Origin of the sequence: uncultured Eudoraea sp. (assembly GCF_947260015.1) — a bacterium.
Classification (GTDB): domain Bacteria; phylum Bacteroidota; class Bacteroidia; order Flavobacteriales; family Flavobacteriaceae; genus Eudoraea.
Map to the genome: position 1 here is coordinate 65,430 of NZ_CAMYOM010000004.1, position 15,156 is coordinate 80,585.

The window sequence follows — 15,156 nt, forward strand, 5'->3', positions numbered from 1 at the left end:
AGTGAGCCAATTTCTAAGGGCCATTAATGAATTATTTGTTTTGAGAAATAATTTGAAATATGATACTATGAATGTTGATTTGACTGTTGCAGATGAGTTATTAAATGCACTTGTAAGTCAACACAAGGTACCGGGCTTGTCTATTACTGTAATGAAAAACAGGAAGGTTCTATTGCAAAAAGGTTATGGTTATGCAAATATTGAAACCAAATCCCCTGTTGATCCTTTAAAAACGATATTTCGGATAGCGAGTGCATCAAAGCCAATTGCGGCTACTGCGCTTGCTCTTATGGTTGAAGAAAACACATTAGATTTAGACACCTCTTTTTATAGATATGTGCCGTATTATCCGCAAAAATCTTATGATTTTACTATAAGGCAGCTAGCCGGGCATACTGCAGGTATTCGGGGATACAAGGGTAAGGAATATGCGCTTAATAAGGCATTTGGTATAAAAGAAGGTATTGAGATTTTTAAGGATGATGATTTGTTGTTCATTCCCGGCTCAGATTATCTCTATACAAGCTATGATTGGGTTCTGGTATCTCTGGCCATGCAGGAAAAAAGTTCTATCCCATTTTCAGATTATGTTGAACAATCCGTATTAAAGCCTCTGGGCCTTTTTGATACCAATCCAGAGCTACCGGATGATAAAGATAAAAATAGGGCTACATTTTACACAAAAAAATTTTCAGGGTTTGTAAAGGCGGTACCTGTAAACAATCAATACAAACTTGCAGGCGGTGGCTATCTATCCACTACTGTAGATCTTGCCAAATTTGGTCAGGCGTATCTTGATAAAAAAATAGCTAAAGAAGCAGTTATTAATCAATTTATTACTACACAAAAAATAGGTGATATCCCTACTTATTATGGCCTCGGATGGCAGACAAGTCTTGATAATAAAGGGAGACCCTACTTCGGACATGTTGGAAATGGGGTTGGAGGGTATTCAAATTTTTTTATTTACCCTCAACAAAACATTGTAATCGCACTTTTAATAAATTGTACAGATCCCAAAGTGCAGTCCGAATTGGATTCTATCAATGAAGTTTTACTTTCCACTGAAATGATTAGCTGATTTAGTTACCGGTTAATTCTGTAAACAAACCCTCCAGATTTTTATTCTTTCGGCTAAGTTGTAGCGTTTTTAGTTCATTGTCATGAGCAAAATCAAAAACAACTGGCCGCATATCTTTAGAAGTGCCAAAGGTAATTTCATATACGAACCCGGCCGTGTTAACGACCTTAGTAGCGTTGGGCAATCTTTCCAGAAATGCCTCTTCCACGCGATAATCAAATTCAACTTCAATTATTTGTTCATTCTCCTCCCTCAGATCGGCAAGTTTTTTATCTGCCACCAGAATTCCCTCGTTAATAATAAGTACCCTGTCGCAAACGGCTTCTACTTCTTTCATAATATGAGTTGATAGAAGAATAGTCTTTTTTTTGCTGATCTGTTTAATAAGTTTTCTAATTTCAATAAGTTGATTAGGATCTAAGCCCGTCGTGGGTTCATCTAAAATTAGTACTTCAGGATCATGAAGAAGCGCAGAGGCAAGGCCTACTCGTTGTTGATATCCTTTAGATAAAGCACTAATTTTTTTATGGGCTTCCGGGCTCAATCCGGTTTGTTCTATTACTGTGTTTATTCTTTTTTTAGATATTTTATAAACTTCGGCATTAAAAGCGAGATATTCTTTTACATACATGTCTTTGTAGAGTGGGTTATGTTCCGGTAAATACCCTATACTTTTTTGCACTTCTCTTGGCTTATATAGCACGTCATACTCATTAACAAAAGCTTCGCCTTTGTCGGCTTTACTGTAAGTGGTCAGAATCTTCATCATGGTAGATTTCCCTGCTCCGTTTGGGCCTAAGAATCCTACAATCTCGCCTTTTTTTATCTCAAAAGACACGTTATTTAGTGCGTTTTGCGAACCAAAACTCTTAGAGATATTTATGACCTTTAAAGACATGTGCTAAATTTTTCGTAAAAATAAACATTAGAAGTTTAAGCCCGAATTTCGTTTAGATAATTTTGATTAATCAATTGAAATATTTAAGAATAAGAAGCATGACCTTACTTAAAGTAATGATAAATTCTCAAAAAAAAATTACATTCAAAAAATTATCCGCAAAGAAATCGAGGATACTGTGAATATTCAAAAAAATATATTTATAAACATCGATTTTTAAATTTAATATATACCTTAGCCACAGATTTGAGGAAAAATGACTCGTAATTATTTTTGGAATGGTTTCTATTTTTATTTCTTTTTTAAAGGAAGTATGGGACTGTTTTAGAATATTGTGAACAATATATCAGATAAAGTCCCGTAAAATACGGGATTTTTTTTTGAAAGTAATTTAACCATATGGGTTTTAAAATAGCCATACAGGGAATAAGAGGTTCTAATCATCATCAGGTGGCTTTGGATTATTTTGGTGATGAAATAGATTTGGTGGAATGCATGTCATTTCATACGTTGGTGGACCAATTGCTAAATAAGCAAGCGGATAAGGGAATAATGGCTATCGAAAATTCAATTGCAGGATCAATAATACCCAATTATGCCCTTGTATATCATAATAATTTGCACATTATTGGAGAATACTATCTGAATATCCATCACAATTTGATGGTTTTAGACGGGCAGCGATTGTCAGACATTAAGGAAGTCCGATCGCATCCAATGGCTCTATTACAATGTAGAGAGTATTTAAAGTCTCAATCCCATATAAAAATGGTTGAAGACTTTGATACTGCAGAAACAGCAAAACAAATTCAGGAAAAACAATTGAAAGGGATAGCCGCGATTGCTCCAGCAGTGGCTGCAGATCTATACGATTTAAAGATCATTGAGCCTGAAATACAGACCATAAAGAATAATTCTACAAGATTTATCATCGTAAAGACACAGAATAAGGAAATTCCAAAAGAAGAAATCAACAAAGCATCCATACGTTTTATTACAGATCATAAGAGAGGTAGTTTAGCTGCGGTTCTAAATGTTATGAGTGATTGCAATTTGAATTTGACCAAAATACAGTCGTTACCGATTATTGAAACGCCATGGAAATATGCATTTTTCGTGGATATAACTTTTGAGGATTACAATCATTTTACTAAAGCGAAATCATTATTGCAAATCATGTCGGAAGATTTCAAGGTTTTAGGTGAATATAAAAATGCTCGTTTATGATACAAACCGCTGATCGTTTACAGACCATAGAGGAGTATTATTTCTCTAAAAAATTGCGGGAAGTCAGGGGAATGGCAGCTGCGGGAAAACCAATAATAAATATTGGTATAGGTAGTCCGGATCTTCCACCATCTGAAGCTGTTATTGCTTCTTTTCAGGAATCTGTTAGACATGCGGGTGCGCATCAGTACCAAAGTTATCAGGGGCTGCCTGAGTTAAGAGAAACAATTGCGCAGTTTTACAAGGAAAAATTTAATGTAGATGCAGATCCTTCTAAAGAAATATTACCCCTTATGGGTTCCAAAGAAGGGATAATGCATATTAGTATGGCCTTTTTAAATGAAGGTGATGAGGTATTAATTCCCAATCCGGGTTACCCTACCTATACTGCGGTCACCAAATTGGTCGGAGCAGTTCCAAGGCAATATGACCTGCATGCTGACCATGGCTGGTTTCCAGATTTAGAAATCTTAAAGCAGGAAGATTTGTCCGGTGTAAAGCTAATGTGGGTAAGTTACCCGCATATGCCTACGGGGGCTACGGCAAATTATCTCCAATTTGAAACATTGGTAGCCTTTGCAAAAAAGCATAACATATTATTGGTAAATGACAACCCTTATAGTTTTGTTTTAAGTAAGAATCCATTGAGCATTTTAAGTGTGAAGGGAGCCAAGGATACAGCTTTAGAACTCAATTCTCTCAGCAAAACTTTTAATATGGCAGGTTGGAGAGTTGGAATGGTTTTGGGGAATGAAATGAATGTAAATGCGATTTTAAAAGTTAAAAGTAATATGGACTCCGGAATGTTCTATGGCATTCAAAAAGGAGCTATCGAGGCATTAAAAAGTGGTAAAGAATGGTTTGATCAATTAGATACCATATATAAAGCTCGCAGAAAGTTGATGTTTCAATTGGCAGATAAACTCGGGTGCACCTATGACCCTAATGCTGTAGGGATGTTTGTTTGGGCTAAACTGCCGGATGGATCACCGAAATCAGAAGATTTTATAGATCGAATATTACATGATAAAAACATTTTTATTGCACCTGGGACTATTTTTGGAAGCAATGGAGAGGGCTATATCAGATTTTCACTTTGTGTGAGAAAATCAAAAATAAAGGAGGCTATCGACAGGTTCTAAAACCTTATACAGAATTTAAACAAGAAATGGAATTTAATAAAGGAATATCCTGAGAATTGCAAAAGGCTAAAAGGTTAATAAGTAAAAAGATGAATGTAATAATAGTAGGTATCGGATTAATCGGGGGTTCAATGGCCAGGGACCTGAGATGCAAGTATCCGGAAGTGTCAATCTATGGGATGGATGCAAGTGCAGCCCATCTTGAAGAAGCTGTTAGGCTGCAACTTATTGACGGCATTGCCACCGCAAAAGAATTATCAGAGGCAGATATTGTTATAGTTAGTATCCCTGTGGATGCCATTGTACAAGAACTTCCAAAATTATTGGATGCTATTGGTGACGATTCGTTGGTGATAGATGCAGGGTCTACAAAGTCTGAAATTTGCAGGATAGTAGCTGATCATCCAAGAAGACGAAATTTTCTCGCTTGTCATCCAATTGCTGGAACCGAATTTTCGGGCCCCACTGCTGCTGTTTCGGAACTGTTTTCAGGTAAAACAAATATAATTTGTGATGTAGAAAAAACAGCTTTTAAACTCCAGGAAAGGGCTTTGAGTATTTTTAGCAGCCTGGGCATGCGAATAAGATACATGAATCCCGAAGCACATGACAAGCATATTGCCTATGTCTCCCACCTGTCACATATAAGTTCGTTTATGCTTGGTAAAACGGTAATTGAAAAGGAGAAAAATGAGCGTGACATTTTTGACATGGCGGGCAGTGGTTTTGAAAGTACGGTTAGATTAGCAAAAAGTTCACCTGCCATGTGGACCCCTATTTTCGAACAAAATAAAGAGAATGTCGTAGAGACTTTGGATGAATATATTCAGAATCTGGAAGCCTTTAAACAAAAACTAATTGATAATAATTTTGAAGGCATCTATAAAGAAATGGACAATACCAATAAGATAAAAGCAATATTAAAAGGAATACCACAAAATAATAAAGACAGATAATAATGGAGAATTCAAAAAATTTAAGATCATGGTTAGATGATATGAATTTATCACATCCTCTGGTAATTGCAGGACCATGCAGCGCAGAAACTGAAGATCAGGTATTGGGAATAGCCCATGAGCTTAAAGATACAGATGTAAACTACTATCGTGCTGGTATTTGGAAACCGAGAACCAGGCCCGGAAACTTTGAAGGAGTTGGAGCTATTGGTCTCAAATGGTTACAAAAAGTAAAAGAAGAAACCGGACTTAAGACAGCCACTGAAGTAGCTAACAAAAATCATGTAGATCTTGCATTGGAACATGATGTGGATTTGTTGTGGATAGGTGCGCGTTCTACCGTTAGCCCGTTTATTGTTCAGGAAATTGCTGATGCTTTGGAAGGAACGGACAAAATTGTCCTAGTTAAAAATCCTGTAAACCCTGACCTGGCTTTATGGTTAGGTGCTGTAGAACGATTATCGAAGGCTAATATCAAGAAGTTGGGGGTAATACATCGGGGATTTTCTACCTATGAAAAAACAAAATATCGAAATATCCCGGAATGGCAAATGGCTATTGAATTACAAACTAAATTTCCAGACCTGCCTTTGATTAATGATCCTTCACATATTAGTGGTAACAGGGAATTGATCTTTGATATTTCACAAACCGCCCTGGATCTGAATTTTGATGGATTAATGATTGAAACACATCATGATCCTGATAATGCCTGGAGCGATGCCGCACAACAGGTAACTCCTAAAAAATTGGTGCAAATCATGGAAGACTTAAAGATTAGAAAGGAAACCGATGAGGCAACAGAATACAACCAAAAAATTAGTAATCTCCGAGCCCAAATTGATATTATAGATAATCAACTAATTGACAGCCTGGGTAAAAGAATGAAAGTTTCTGACGGGATTGGTAAATTAAAAAGACAGCGTAATGTGGCCGTTCTTCAAACGAACCGTTGGAATGCAATATTAGGTAAAATGATACTGGAAGGTGAATCAAAAGGGTTGAGTGAAGAATTTGTGCTTCGAATGTTTAAAGCTATTCACCAGGAATCAATAAATCATCAGGAGAAAATTATAAATGCTACTGAGAGCGTAAAAAAGTAAAATTTAAATATTTTAGATTCTTATATAAAGTGTAACAAAAGGTAATTAGCGGTATCTTTAAGAAAACTAGTAACACAAATAATTATGAAAAAAGTAATGTCGCTTTGCGTGTTTCTAATTGCCTTTAATGGCTTTTCGCAAACCATGCTTGACAAAGAAGTTGGCGATTTCCACGAAATAAAAGTTTATGATCTAATTGAAGTGAACCTTATTAAGTCTGATAATAACAGGATAATTATAAAAGGTCATAACGTTTACGATATAAAATACGTAAATAAGAATGGAGTCTTAAAATTGAAGATGGAGTTGGATAAAAAGTTTCAGGGAGAAGATACTTTTGTAGAGGTTTATTATACAGATCTGCGAACTATAGACGGAAATGAAGGAGCTAAAATTGTCTGCAATGAACTTGTTGAAAAAGAGAAGATAGAGATAAGGGCCCAGGAAGGATCACATATAAAAATTGGAATGGATGTGAAGGATGTTGAAATGAAGGTGGTCACGGGAGGTAAAATTGAGGCGTCCGGATTGGCAAAAAATCAAATAATTGTTATAAATACCGGTGGAGTATTTGAAGGCAGGGAATTGTTAACAGAAGTGGCAAGTGTAAATATTTCAGCAGGCGGAGAGGCAGAACTTTACGCTACAGAAAAATTGGATATCAGTGTAAAAGCAGGAGGGGATGTATATGTTTATGGAAATCCAAAAGATGTAAATAAAAAAACTCTGGCCGGGGGTAGAATAATTTTTAAAGACTAATAGCTTAAGCTATTAAATAAAAAACCCGGTATTTTTACCGGGTTTTTTTATTGTATTAATTTTTTTTCATAAAACGTTGTGTAGATTACTCGTTTTTTGGCCTTTCCTGGTAAAATATACCGCCCCAAATTAAAGTATTATCGTTTCTTTGTATTGAAACACAAACATTTATGCTTGGAATTGTTTATAAGTCTACAGGTAGTTGGTATACAGTAAAAACTGGTGCTGGAGATTTTTATGAATGCCGTATTAAAGGTAAGTTCCGGATTAAGGGAATAAAAAGCACCAATCCAATTGCTGTTGGCGACCTGGTTGTATTTAAAGTTGAGCGAATTGGCGATGAGACTACTGGTGTTATCTATAAAATTGAAGATCGCAAGAATTATATAATTCGAAAATCAGTTAAACTTTCGAAACAAACGCATATTATAGCAGCTAATATTGATCAGGTTTTTTTATTGGTTACGCTTAAGAATCCGAGAACGTATACTATTTTTATTGATCGATTTCTAGCAACCTCCGAAGCATATGATATAAAAACGGTACTCCTTTTTAATAAAATAGACATGTATAATGAGAATGAGTTGGCAGAAGTAAAGTTCTTGGCTGCCTTATATCGGGAAATCGGCTATACATGTATTGGGATTTCTGCAAAAACAGGAAAGAATGTGGATAAGGTAAAAGACTTGATGAAGGAACGTACGAGTATGTTTGCCGGGCATTCAGGAGTTGGAAAATCCACACTTATTAATTTCATAGCACCTGAATTAAATATAAAGACTACCGAAATTTCTGATCAACACTTTCAGGGACAACATACTACGACTTTTGCGGAAATGTATGATTTGAACTTCGGTGCCAGGATTATCGATACTCCGGGGATTAAAGGTTTTGGTATGGTGGATATGGACAAATATGAGATAGGAGATTATTTTCCGGAATTTTTTAGACTGAAGATCAATTGTAAGTTTAATAACTGCCTGCACTTAGACGAACCAAAATGTGCGGTTAAAGCCGCATTAGATAAAGATGAGGTGTCATGGAGCAGGTATAGGAGTTATGTTCAGATTGCTACCGGGGATGAAGACACCTATAGAATGGACAATTACGAAGAATTATGAGAGCAGTAATACAAAGAGTATCCTCTGCAAGTGTTGTTGTAAATAACAAAACAATTTCTCAAATTGGATGGGGTTTTTTGGTATTGTTGGGAATTGAGGATTCTGATTCCCAGGATGATATTGCATGGCTCTCAAATAAAATAGTAAACTTGAGAATATTTAATGACGCGCATGGCGTGATGAACCAGTCGTTATTGGAAACCAAGGGAGATGCTATTGTGGTAAGTCAGTTTACCCTACATGCAGCAACCAAAAAAGGGAACCGCCCTTCTTACATCAGGGCAGCAAAACCCAATATAGCCATACCCCTTTATGAAGCTTTTGTACATCAGATGGAAACAGATTTGGGGAAACAGATAGGCACAGGAGTTTTTGGTGCCGATATGAAAGTGGCCTTGGCAAATGATGGTCCGGTTACTATAATAATTGACACTAAAAATAAAGACTTATGAATATTGAAGATGCACAATTAGCTGTTGACAATTGGATAAAAGATCATGGCGTCCGCTATTTTAATGAACTGACAAACATGGCCCAGCTCACAGAGGAGGTTGGGGAAGTGGCTCGTATAATTGCCAGGCGGTATGGGGAACAAAGTGAGAAGGAATCCGATAAAGAAAAGGATCTGGGAGAAGAATTAGCCGATGTTCTTTTCGTTGTTTTATGTCTGGCAAACCAGACCGGTATTGACCTGCAGCAAGCTTTTGACCGCAAATTGGAAATAAAGGCAAAACGCGACCATGACAGGCACCAAAACAATAAAAAACTGAAATAGTAGTATCTTTGGCTTCGGTTTAAAACAACACCAATTTGAAATTACACCTCTCAGGCCCGTCCAGTAATCTCCTGAACTCATATATCAAGATCACAGGTTCCAAGAGTGAATCTAACAGACTTTTATTGCTAAATGCGCTCTACCCTGGTATTACAATTAAAAATCTATCCAATTCCGATGATGCTGCTGTAATGCAAAAAGGCATTCTGGTTAAAGAAGGAAGGGTAGATATACATCACGCAGGCACAGCCATGCGTTTTTTAACAGCCTATTTTGCTTCTCAGGAAGGAGCAAATGTTACCCTTACCGGTTCACAGAGAATGCAGGAACGACCTATAAAAATATTGGTCGATACATTAAAAAATTTAGGTGCAGATATCGATTATTTGAAAAATGAGGACTACCCCCCATTGTTGATAAAAGGAAAAACCCTCAATAAACATAAGGTGAGCCTTCCCGCGGATATTAGTAGTCAGTACATCTCTGCTTTATTACTTATTGCTCCAAGCCTGGAGCATGGGCTGATATTGGAACTGGTTGGAAATATTACATCTGTTCCCTATATTAAAATGACGCTTGGCTTGTTAGAACAAATAGGTATAACAAGCTCTTTTGAAGGGAATACGGTAAGTGTACTTCCAAAAAAATATGTGAGTGAAAGTTGCATAACAGTGGAATCTGATTGGAGTTCGGCGTCATATTTTTACAGTATTACTGCTCTCTGTGAAGAAGGGACGGAAATTAGTTTGTCGTCCTATAGAAAAGATAGTTTGCAGGGTGATAGCGTTCTAAAGGAACTATATAAAGATTTTGGTGTTAAAACCATATTTAAAGAGGATAGCATTAGTCTGGTTAAGACTAAAACCAGTCAAATAGCTAATGTTGAATACGACCTTGCAAATACTCCTGATTTAGCACAGACTCTGGCTGTTACATGTTTTGGATTAGGAATTGGATGTCATCTTACCGGTTTACATACCTTAAAAATAAAGGAGACGGATAGGCTGCTGGCATTAAAAAATGAACTTTCCAAACTCGGGGCTAAGGTTTCAGTTACCAATAAGACACTTACTTTGGAATCTTCAAATAAAATAAATTCCGAGGTGGCAATTGATACTTATAACGATCACAGAATGGCCATGGCATTTGCCCCATTGGCTTTAAAAACCGCAATAACCATTAACGATGCTGAGGTAGTTTCCAAATCGTACCCGGATTTTTGGAAAGATCTGGAACAACTGGGATTTAAGATTAAAGACCTATAAAGTTATTTAATACCACTTTTACTTGACAAGCCCTGCTTCAGGATTGTATATTTGCAGCCGCCTAAAAGGCGAACTAAAATTCACATATGAAATTATCACACTTTAGTTTTGAATTGCCAAATGACCTGATGGCAGAATATCCGATGGAGCACAGAGACGAATCCAAATTAATGGTTGTTCATAAAGATACCGGTAAAATTGAACATAAAATGTTCAAGGATCTTATTAATTATTTTGATGAAGGAGATGTAATGGTTATTAATAATACCAAAGTATTTCCAGCCAGGTTATATGGTAATAAGGAAAAAACTGGGGCCAGGATTGAAGTGTTTTTGCTTCGTGAGTTGAATGAAGAACAAAGGTTGTGGGATGTTTTGGTCGATCCAGCCAGAAAAATCAGAATTGGCAATAAACTTTACTTTGGAGATGATGAGAATTTGGTGGCCGAAGTTATTGACAATACTACTTCAAGGGGAAGAACACTTCGCTTTCTTTACGATGGGTCTTATACCGACTTCAGAAGGAAATTACGGGAACTCGGAGAGACACCTCTGCCAAAGTATATTAAAAGAGAAGTGGAGCCTGAGGATGAGTCCCGGTATCAAACCATATATGCAAAGCATGAAGGTGCTGTAGCGGCACCAACAGCAGGATTGCATTTTTCCAGACATTTATTAAAACGACTCGAAATTAAAGGTATTCAATTTGCCGAGCTCACACTTCATGTAGGTCTGGGTACTTTTAACCCGGTGGAAGTTGAAGACCTTTCCAAACATAAAATGGATAGTGAAGAATTAGTGATTGATGAGAAAGCCACAGAGATTGTAAATTCAGCTAAAATTAGGAAGCAAAGAATTTGTGCTGTTGGAACAACGGCTATGAGGGGCCTGGAAAGTGCTGTTTCATCGCAACACACACTGAATACGTATGATGGCTGGACCAATAAATTTGTATTTCCACCTTATGACTTTAGCATTGCTAATGCCATGGTAACTAATTTTCATCTGCCAAAATCTACCCTTTTAATGATGGTTTCGGCATTTATGGGTCATGATCTTATGAAAAGGGCCTACAAAGAAGCAATAATTGAAGGATATAGATTTTACTCATATGGTGACGCCATGCTCATCATATAAAGTATGTATTATTTAAATAAAGAATCCTGCCATTACCTGTTTTCCGATAGGTACGGCAGGATTTTTTTTACTTAAACAATGGTTTCAAAGAAGAAAGATATTCGAGCCCTAACAAAGGAGCAACTTCGTGATTTTTTTGAAAGTCACGGGGAGAAGCCATTCCGCGGAAATCAGGTGTATGAATGGTTGTGGCAGAAATCTGCACATTCGTTCGATAAAATGACTAATCTATCCAAAGAAACCCGTAAAAAACTGGAAGAATATTTTGTAATTAATCACATAAAAGTAGATCAATTGCAGAAAAGTTCTGATGGAACAATAAAGAATGCCGTTCGATTGCACGATGGGTTGGTGGTAGAATCAGTTCTTATCCCGGCAAAAGAAAGAACCACGGCTTGTGTGTCCAGTCAGGTGGGCTGTAGTTTGGATTGCAAATTTTGCGCCACTGCAAGATTAAAAAAGATGCGCAACCTTAATCCGGACGAGATTTATGATCAGGTGGTTGTAATCAACAATGAAAGCGAGCTCTATTTTAATAGACCTTTGAGTAATATTGTCTTTATGGGAATGGGTGAACCGCTGATGAATTATAATAATGTTTTGAAGGCAATAGACAAGATAACATCTCCTGAAGGCCTTGGGATGTCTCCAAAAAGAATTACAGTTTCTACCTCGGGGGTTCCAAAAATGATCAGGAAACTTGCCGATGAGGAAGTCAAATTTAAACTTGCCGTTTCTCTTCATTCAGCAATAGAGGAAATACGTACTTCTATTATGCCCTTCAATGCGACCTTTAACCTTAAGGATCTGCGAGATTCTTTGATCTATTGGTATTCAAAAACAAAAAGCAGGATTACATACGAGTATGTAGTGTGGGAAGGTATTAATGATAAGGATAAGGATATAAGAGCTTTAATAGCTTTTTGCAGATTTGCACCTTCAAAGGTAAATCTGATAGAGTACAATCCTATAGATGATTCCGCCGACTTTAAACAGGCATCTAATGATGCCATTAATAAATATGTGGAGGCTCTGGAACAAAATGGAATAATAGTCACAGTTCGCCGCTCAAGAGGTAAAGATATTGATGCAGCTTGTGGACAATTGGCGAACAAATCTATATAATTAGAAACGCAATTTATTATTTCACTTAGGCGTCATTAAAGGCATACTAAAACTAAGACGAACTCAGGATCAGATTGAACTTCTTATTTCTTTATTCTCACTTCGTTACCCTTGTTATTTTCCCTAAATTTATCGTTCATCATCGAAAAATTCAATTCTATTGAAAATTGTCGCTCAAATAACGGAACCGATCAATAAAGAAATGGAACTCTTTGAAAAAAAGTTCCGCGATTCCATGTCCACCAAAGTGGCTCTTCTCAACAGAATCACCTATTATATAGTAAACCGGAAAGGAAAGCAAATGCGGCCAATGTTTGTATTTCTTACCGCAAAGCTTGTTAATAATGGGGAAGTTAATGAAAGGACATATCGTGGTGCATCGGTTATAGAATTAATACACACGGCTTCTTTAGTGCATGATGATGTAGTTGATGATAGTTACAAACGCAGAGGTTTCTTCTCCATAAATGCACTGTGGAAAAATAAAATTGCTGTCTTAGTTGGAGACTATCTGCTTTCAAAAGGAATGCTACTCTCGGTGGAGCATGAAGATTTTGATTTACTCAAAATAATTTCAATAGCCATACGTGAAATAAGTGAGGGGGAATTACTTCAGATAGAAAAAGCCAGAAGATTAGATATTACTGAGGATGTATATTACGAAATAATCAGACAAAAAACAGCAACCCTTATTGCTGCATGTTGTAGCCTGGGAGCATGTTCTGTAAAGCCCGATAGTTCAGATGTTGAAACCTTTCGAAAGTTTGGAGAGCTTTGTGGGATGGCATTTCAGATAAAGGATGATCTTTTTGATTATGGAGCGGAAAAAATTGGTAAACCCACAGGTATAGATATTAAGGAGCAAAAAATGACCCTGCCTTTAATATATGTACTCAATAACAGTAGCCCCAAAGAGAAAAGATGGCTTATTAATTCAGTAAAAAATTATAATAAGGATAAGTCGCGTGTTAAAGAAGTAATTGCCTTTGTAAAAGAAAAGGGAGGTCTTTCTTACGCAGAAACTAAAATGAATGAGTTTAAAAATAAGGCCTTGGAACTTTTAAATACCTACCCGGATTCTGAGTATAAAGATGCTCTTGGGCTTATGGTGAGTTATGTGGTAGATAGAAAAAAATAATAACTAACCATCACATCTACAAAGAGTTATAAATTAATTCTAAAAAATTTCAGATTTCGGGCAACGTTTTTGATTTCCAAAACGTCTATATCTATAGAAGACTAAAATGAAACGCTTGAAAATTATTTCTTTTTATAATAATGAAAAAGTGCTTATCAGGAAAGCAATTTTAGGTCATCCTAATGCACAACGGGCTATTTATGAGAAGTTTGCACCTAAGATGTTAGGCGTATGCAGACAGTATATAAAGGACCTGCATTATGCCGAAGATGTAATGATCAATGGTTTTGTGAAAGTATTTAAAAGTTTGAATTCATTTAGGCATGAAGGGAGCTTTGAAGGTTGGATCAGGCAAATCATGGTTAGAGAAGCCATCTCTTATCTCAGAAAAAAACAATTTGTAGTCTTTGATGATGAGGTTTATGAGTACAATACTCCAAATCAAATTGCCATCTCTTCTTCAATGGATATTGAATATATTCAACGGTTAATTGACAATTTGCCTGAAGGTTATAAAATGGTTTTTGTGCTCTATGCAATAGAAGGCTATAAGCATTCAGAAATAGCAGAAATGTTGGATATAACAGAAAGTACGTCAAAATCCCAGTTGTTTAAGGCCAGGAGATTGTTGCAGGATAAATTAAAAGAACAAAGTATACTCGGTTATGGAACCCACTAAATTTGAAAATCATATTAAGGAAACCTTAAAGGGAAGTGAAATTAAACCTTCAGAGGCTGCTTGGCATAAAATTAAAGGACAGATCAAGAATGATTATAAGCCAAAGAGAACCGGATATTTCAGGTATGGAATTGCCGCAGGTTTTATTGGAATATTGATACTATCTGTACTCTACTTTACAACTGATGATGTCACTTTAAATCAAGAGGTGCAAGTTGCTGCTAAACCTTTAATTCCTTTTGTTGACAAAGAAAAAGAAGAACTTTTAAAAGCAGCTATTTCTGAGGAAGAAAGTGTAATAGCCGCAGTTGAGGATCCCTATGAAGCTGACGAAGAAAAATCAGTCGCAGTGTCAAAAAAGAAATCAAAAAGAGAATTGGTTATATCGGAAGATGCTAAACTGGCGAATACTGAGGAACTCCAAAATATAACATCGGAAGATTCAAATGAGCTAATAGATACTAAAATAGCCGAGGTATTGGCCAGAGTAACTACACTTGAAGAAAACAACAAAGAGCTGACAGATTTAGAAGTAGATTCCCTCCTAAGACAGGCACAAAAGGAAATTTTGACGCAAAAGCTTCTAAATTCTGATAATACAGTTAACCCATCAGCTTTGCTTTCGCAAGTGGAAGAGGAGATGGATCAGTCATTCCGGGATCAGATTTTCGAGAAACTTAAGTCAGGTTATCACAAATTGAGAACTGCCGTTGCAGATCGTAATAATTAATCTTTAGTACACATTTTTATA

Annotated in this window: 16 protein-coding genes; 15 read left to right on the plus strand and 1 reads right to left on the minus strand. The window is 36.4% G+C overall.

The genetic code is table 11. From position 1 onward, the window contains the following. Window position 1 precedes the first annotated feature (1 nt). Window positions 2–1,081, plus strand: coding sequence for a serine hydrolase (locus Q0X66_RS03560; protein WP_297703247.1), 1,080 nt, complete (start codon window positions 2–4; stop codon window positions 1,079–1,081). Window position 1,082: 1 nt separating this feature from the next. Here the strand turns inward: Q0X66_RS03560 and gldA are convergent, their stop codons facing one another. Next, the gene (gene gldA / locus Q0X66_RS03565; protein ID WP_297703249.1) at window positions 1,083–1,979 is read right to left on the minus strand and encodes a gliding motility-associated ABC transporter ATP-binding subunit GldA; all 897 of its coding nucleotides are present in this window, start codon (window positions 1,977–1,979) and stop codon (window positions 1,083–1,085) included. Between the two features lie 399 nt (window positions 1,980–2,378). Between gldA and Q0X66_RS03570 the strand changes: the two genes are divergently transcribed. The 14 genes from Q0X66_RS03570 (at window position 2,379) to Q0X66_RS03635 (ending at window position 15,135) form a co-directional block, all read left to right on the plus strand. Next, window positions 2,379–3,206, plus strand: a complete 828-nt coding sequence (locus tag Q0X66_RS03570) for a prephenate dehydratase (protein ID WP_297703251.1) — start codon at window positions 2,379–2,381, stop codon at window positions 3,204–3,206. Then, complete coding sequence (locus Q0X66_RS03575; RefSeq protein WP_297703253.1) at window positions 3,203–4,348, plus strand: aminotransferase class I/II-fold pyridoxal phosphate-dependent enzyme; 1,146 nt, start codon at window positions 3,203–3,205, stop codon at window positions 4,346–4,348. Before Q0X66_RS03570 ends, Q0X66_RS03575 begins: the two co-directional genes overlap by 4 nt. Before the next feature lie 89 nt (window positions 4,349–4,437). Further along, window positions 4,438–5,304: a prephenate dehydrogenase gene (locus Q0X66_RS03580; protein WP_297703255.1), complete on the plus strand. Its 867-nt coding sequence runs from the start codon at window positions 4,438–4,440 to the stop codon at window positions 5,302–5,304. Between the two features lie 2 nt (window positions 5,305–5,306). Next, the gene (locus Q0X66_RS03585; protein ID WP_297703257.1) at window positions 5,307–6,407 is read left to right on the plus strand and encodes a bifunctional 3-deoxy-7-phosphoheptulonate synthase/chorismate mutase type II; all 1,101 of its coding nucleotides are present in this window, start codon (window positions 5,307–5,309) and stop codon (window positions 6,405–6,407) included. Between the two features lie 84 nt (window positions 6,408–6,491). Then, complete coding sequence (locus Q0X66_RS03590; protein ID WP_297703259.1) at window positions 6,492–7,166, plus strand: head GIN domain-containing protein; 675 nt, start codon at window positions 6,492–6,494, stop codon at window positions 7,164–7,166. Window positions 7,167–7,336: 170 nt separating this feature from the next. Beyond that, complete coding sequence (rsgA, locus tag Q0X66_RS03595; protein ID WP_297703261.1) at window positions 7,337–8,287, plus strand: ribosome small subunit-dependent GTPase A; 951 nt, start codon at window positions 7,337–7,339, stop codon at window positions 8,285–8,287. Then, entirely contained in the window at window positions 8,284–8,739 is a 456-nt protein-coding gene (dtd, locus tag Q0X66_RS03600) for a D-aminoacyl-tRNA deacylase (protein WP_297703262.1), read from the plus strand. The genes rsgA and dtd overlap by 4 nt, the downstream gene beginning before the upstream one ends. Then, window positions 8,736–9,062 (plus strand): nucleotide pyrophosphohydrolase, encoded by a 327-nt coding sequence (locus Q0X66_RS03605; protein WP_297703264.1) that lies wholly within the window; start codon window positions 8,736–8,738, stop codon window positions 9,060–9,062. Before dtd ends, Q0X66_RS03605 begins: the two co-directional genes overlap by 4 nt. Window positions 9,063–9,097: 35 nt before the next feature. Further along, window positions 9,098–10,327 (plus strand): 3-phosphoshikimate 1-carboxyvinyltransferase, encoded by a 1,230-nt coding sequence (locus tag Q0X66_RS03610; protein WP_297703266.1) that lies wholly within the window; start codon window positions 9,098–9,100, stop codon window positions 10,325–10,327. A gap of 86 nt (window positions 10,328–10,413) precedes the next feature. Next, complete coding sequence (gene queA, locus Q0X66_RS03615; RefSeq protein WP_297703268.1) at window positions 10,414–11,463, plus strand: tRNA preQ1(34) S-adenosylmethionine ribosyltransferase-isomerase QueA; 1,050 nt, start codon at window positions 10,414–10,416, stop codon at window positions 11,461–11,463. Window positions 11,464–11,541: 78 nt separating this feature from the next. After that, the gene (rlmN, locus tag Q0X66_RS03620; RefSeq protein WP_297703271.1) at window positions 11,542–12,588 is read left to right on the plus strand and encodes a 23S rRNA (adenine(2503)-C(2))-methyltransferase RlmN; all 1,047 of its coding nucleotides are present in this window, start codon (window positions 11,542–11,544) and stop codon (window positions 12,586–12,588) included. A 160-nt stretch (window positions 12,589–12,748) separates the two neighbouring features. Then, the gene (locus Q0X66_RS03625; RefSeq protein WP_297703274.1) at window positions 12,749–13,726 is read left to right on the plus strand and encodes a polyprenyl synthetase family protein; all 978 of its coding nucleotides are present in this window, start codon (window positions 12,749–12,751) and stop codon (window positions 13,724–13,726) included. 115 nt (window positions 13,727–13,841) lie between these two features. Then, window positions 13,842–14,405, plus strand: a complete 564-nt coding sequence (locus tag Q0X66_RS03630; protein ID WP_297703334.1) for an RNA polymerase sigma factor — start codon at window positions 13,842–13,844, stop codon at window positions 14,403–14,405. Beyond that, complete coding sequence (locus Q0X66_RS03635; protein ID WP_297703276.1) at window positions 14,392–15,135, plus strand: hypothetical protein; 744 nt, start codon at window positions 14,392–14,394, stop codon at window positions 15,133–15,135. Before Q0X66_RS03630 ends, Q0X66_RS03635 begins: the two co-directional genes overlap by 14 nt. Window positions 15,136–15,156: the final 21 nt, after the last annotated feature.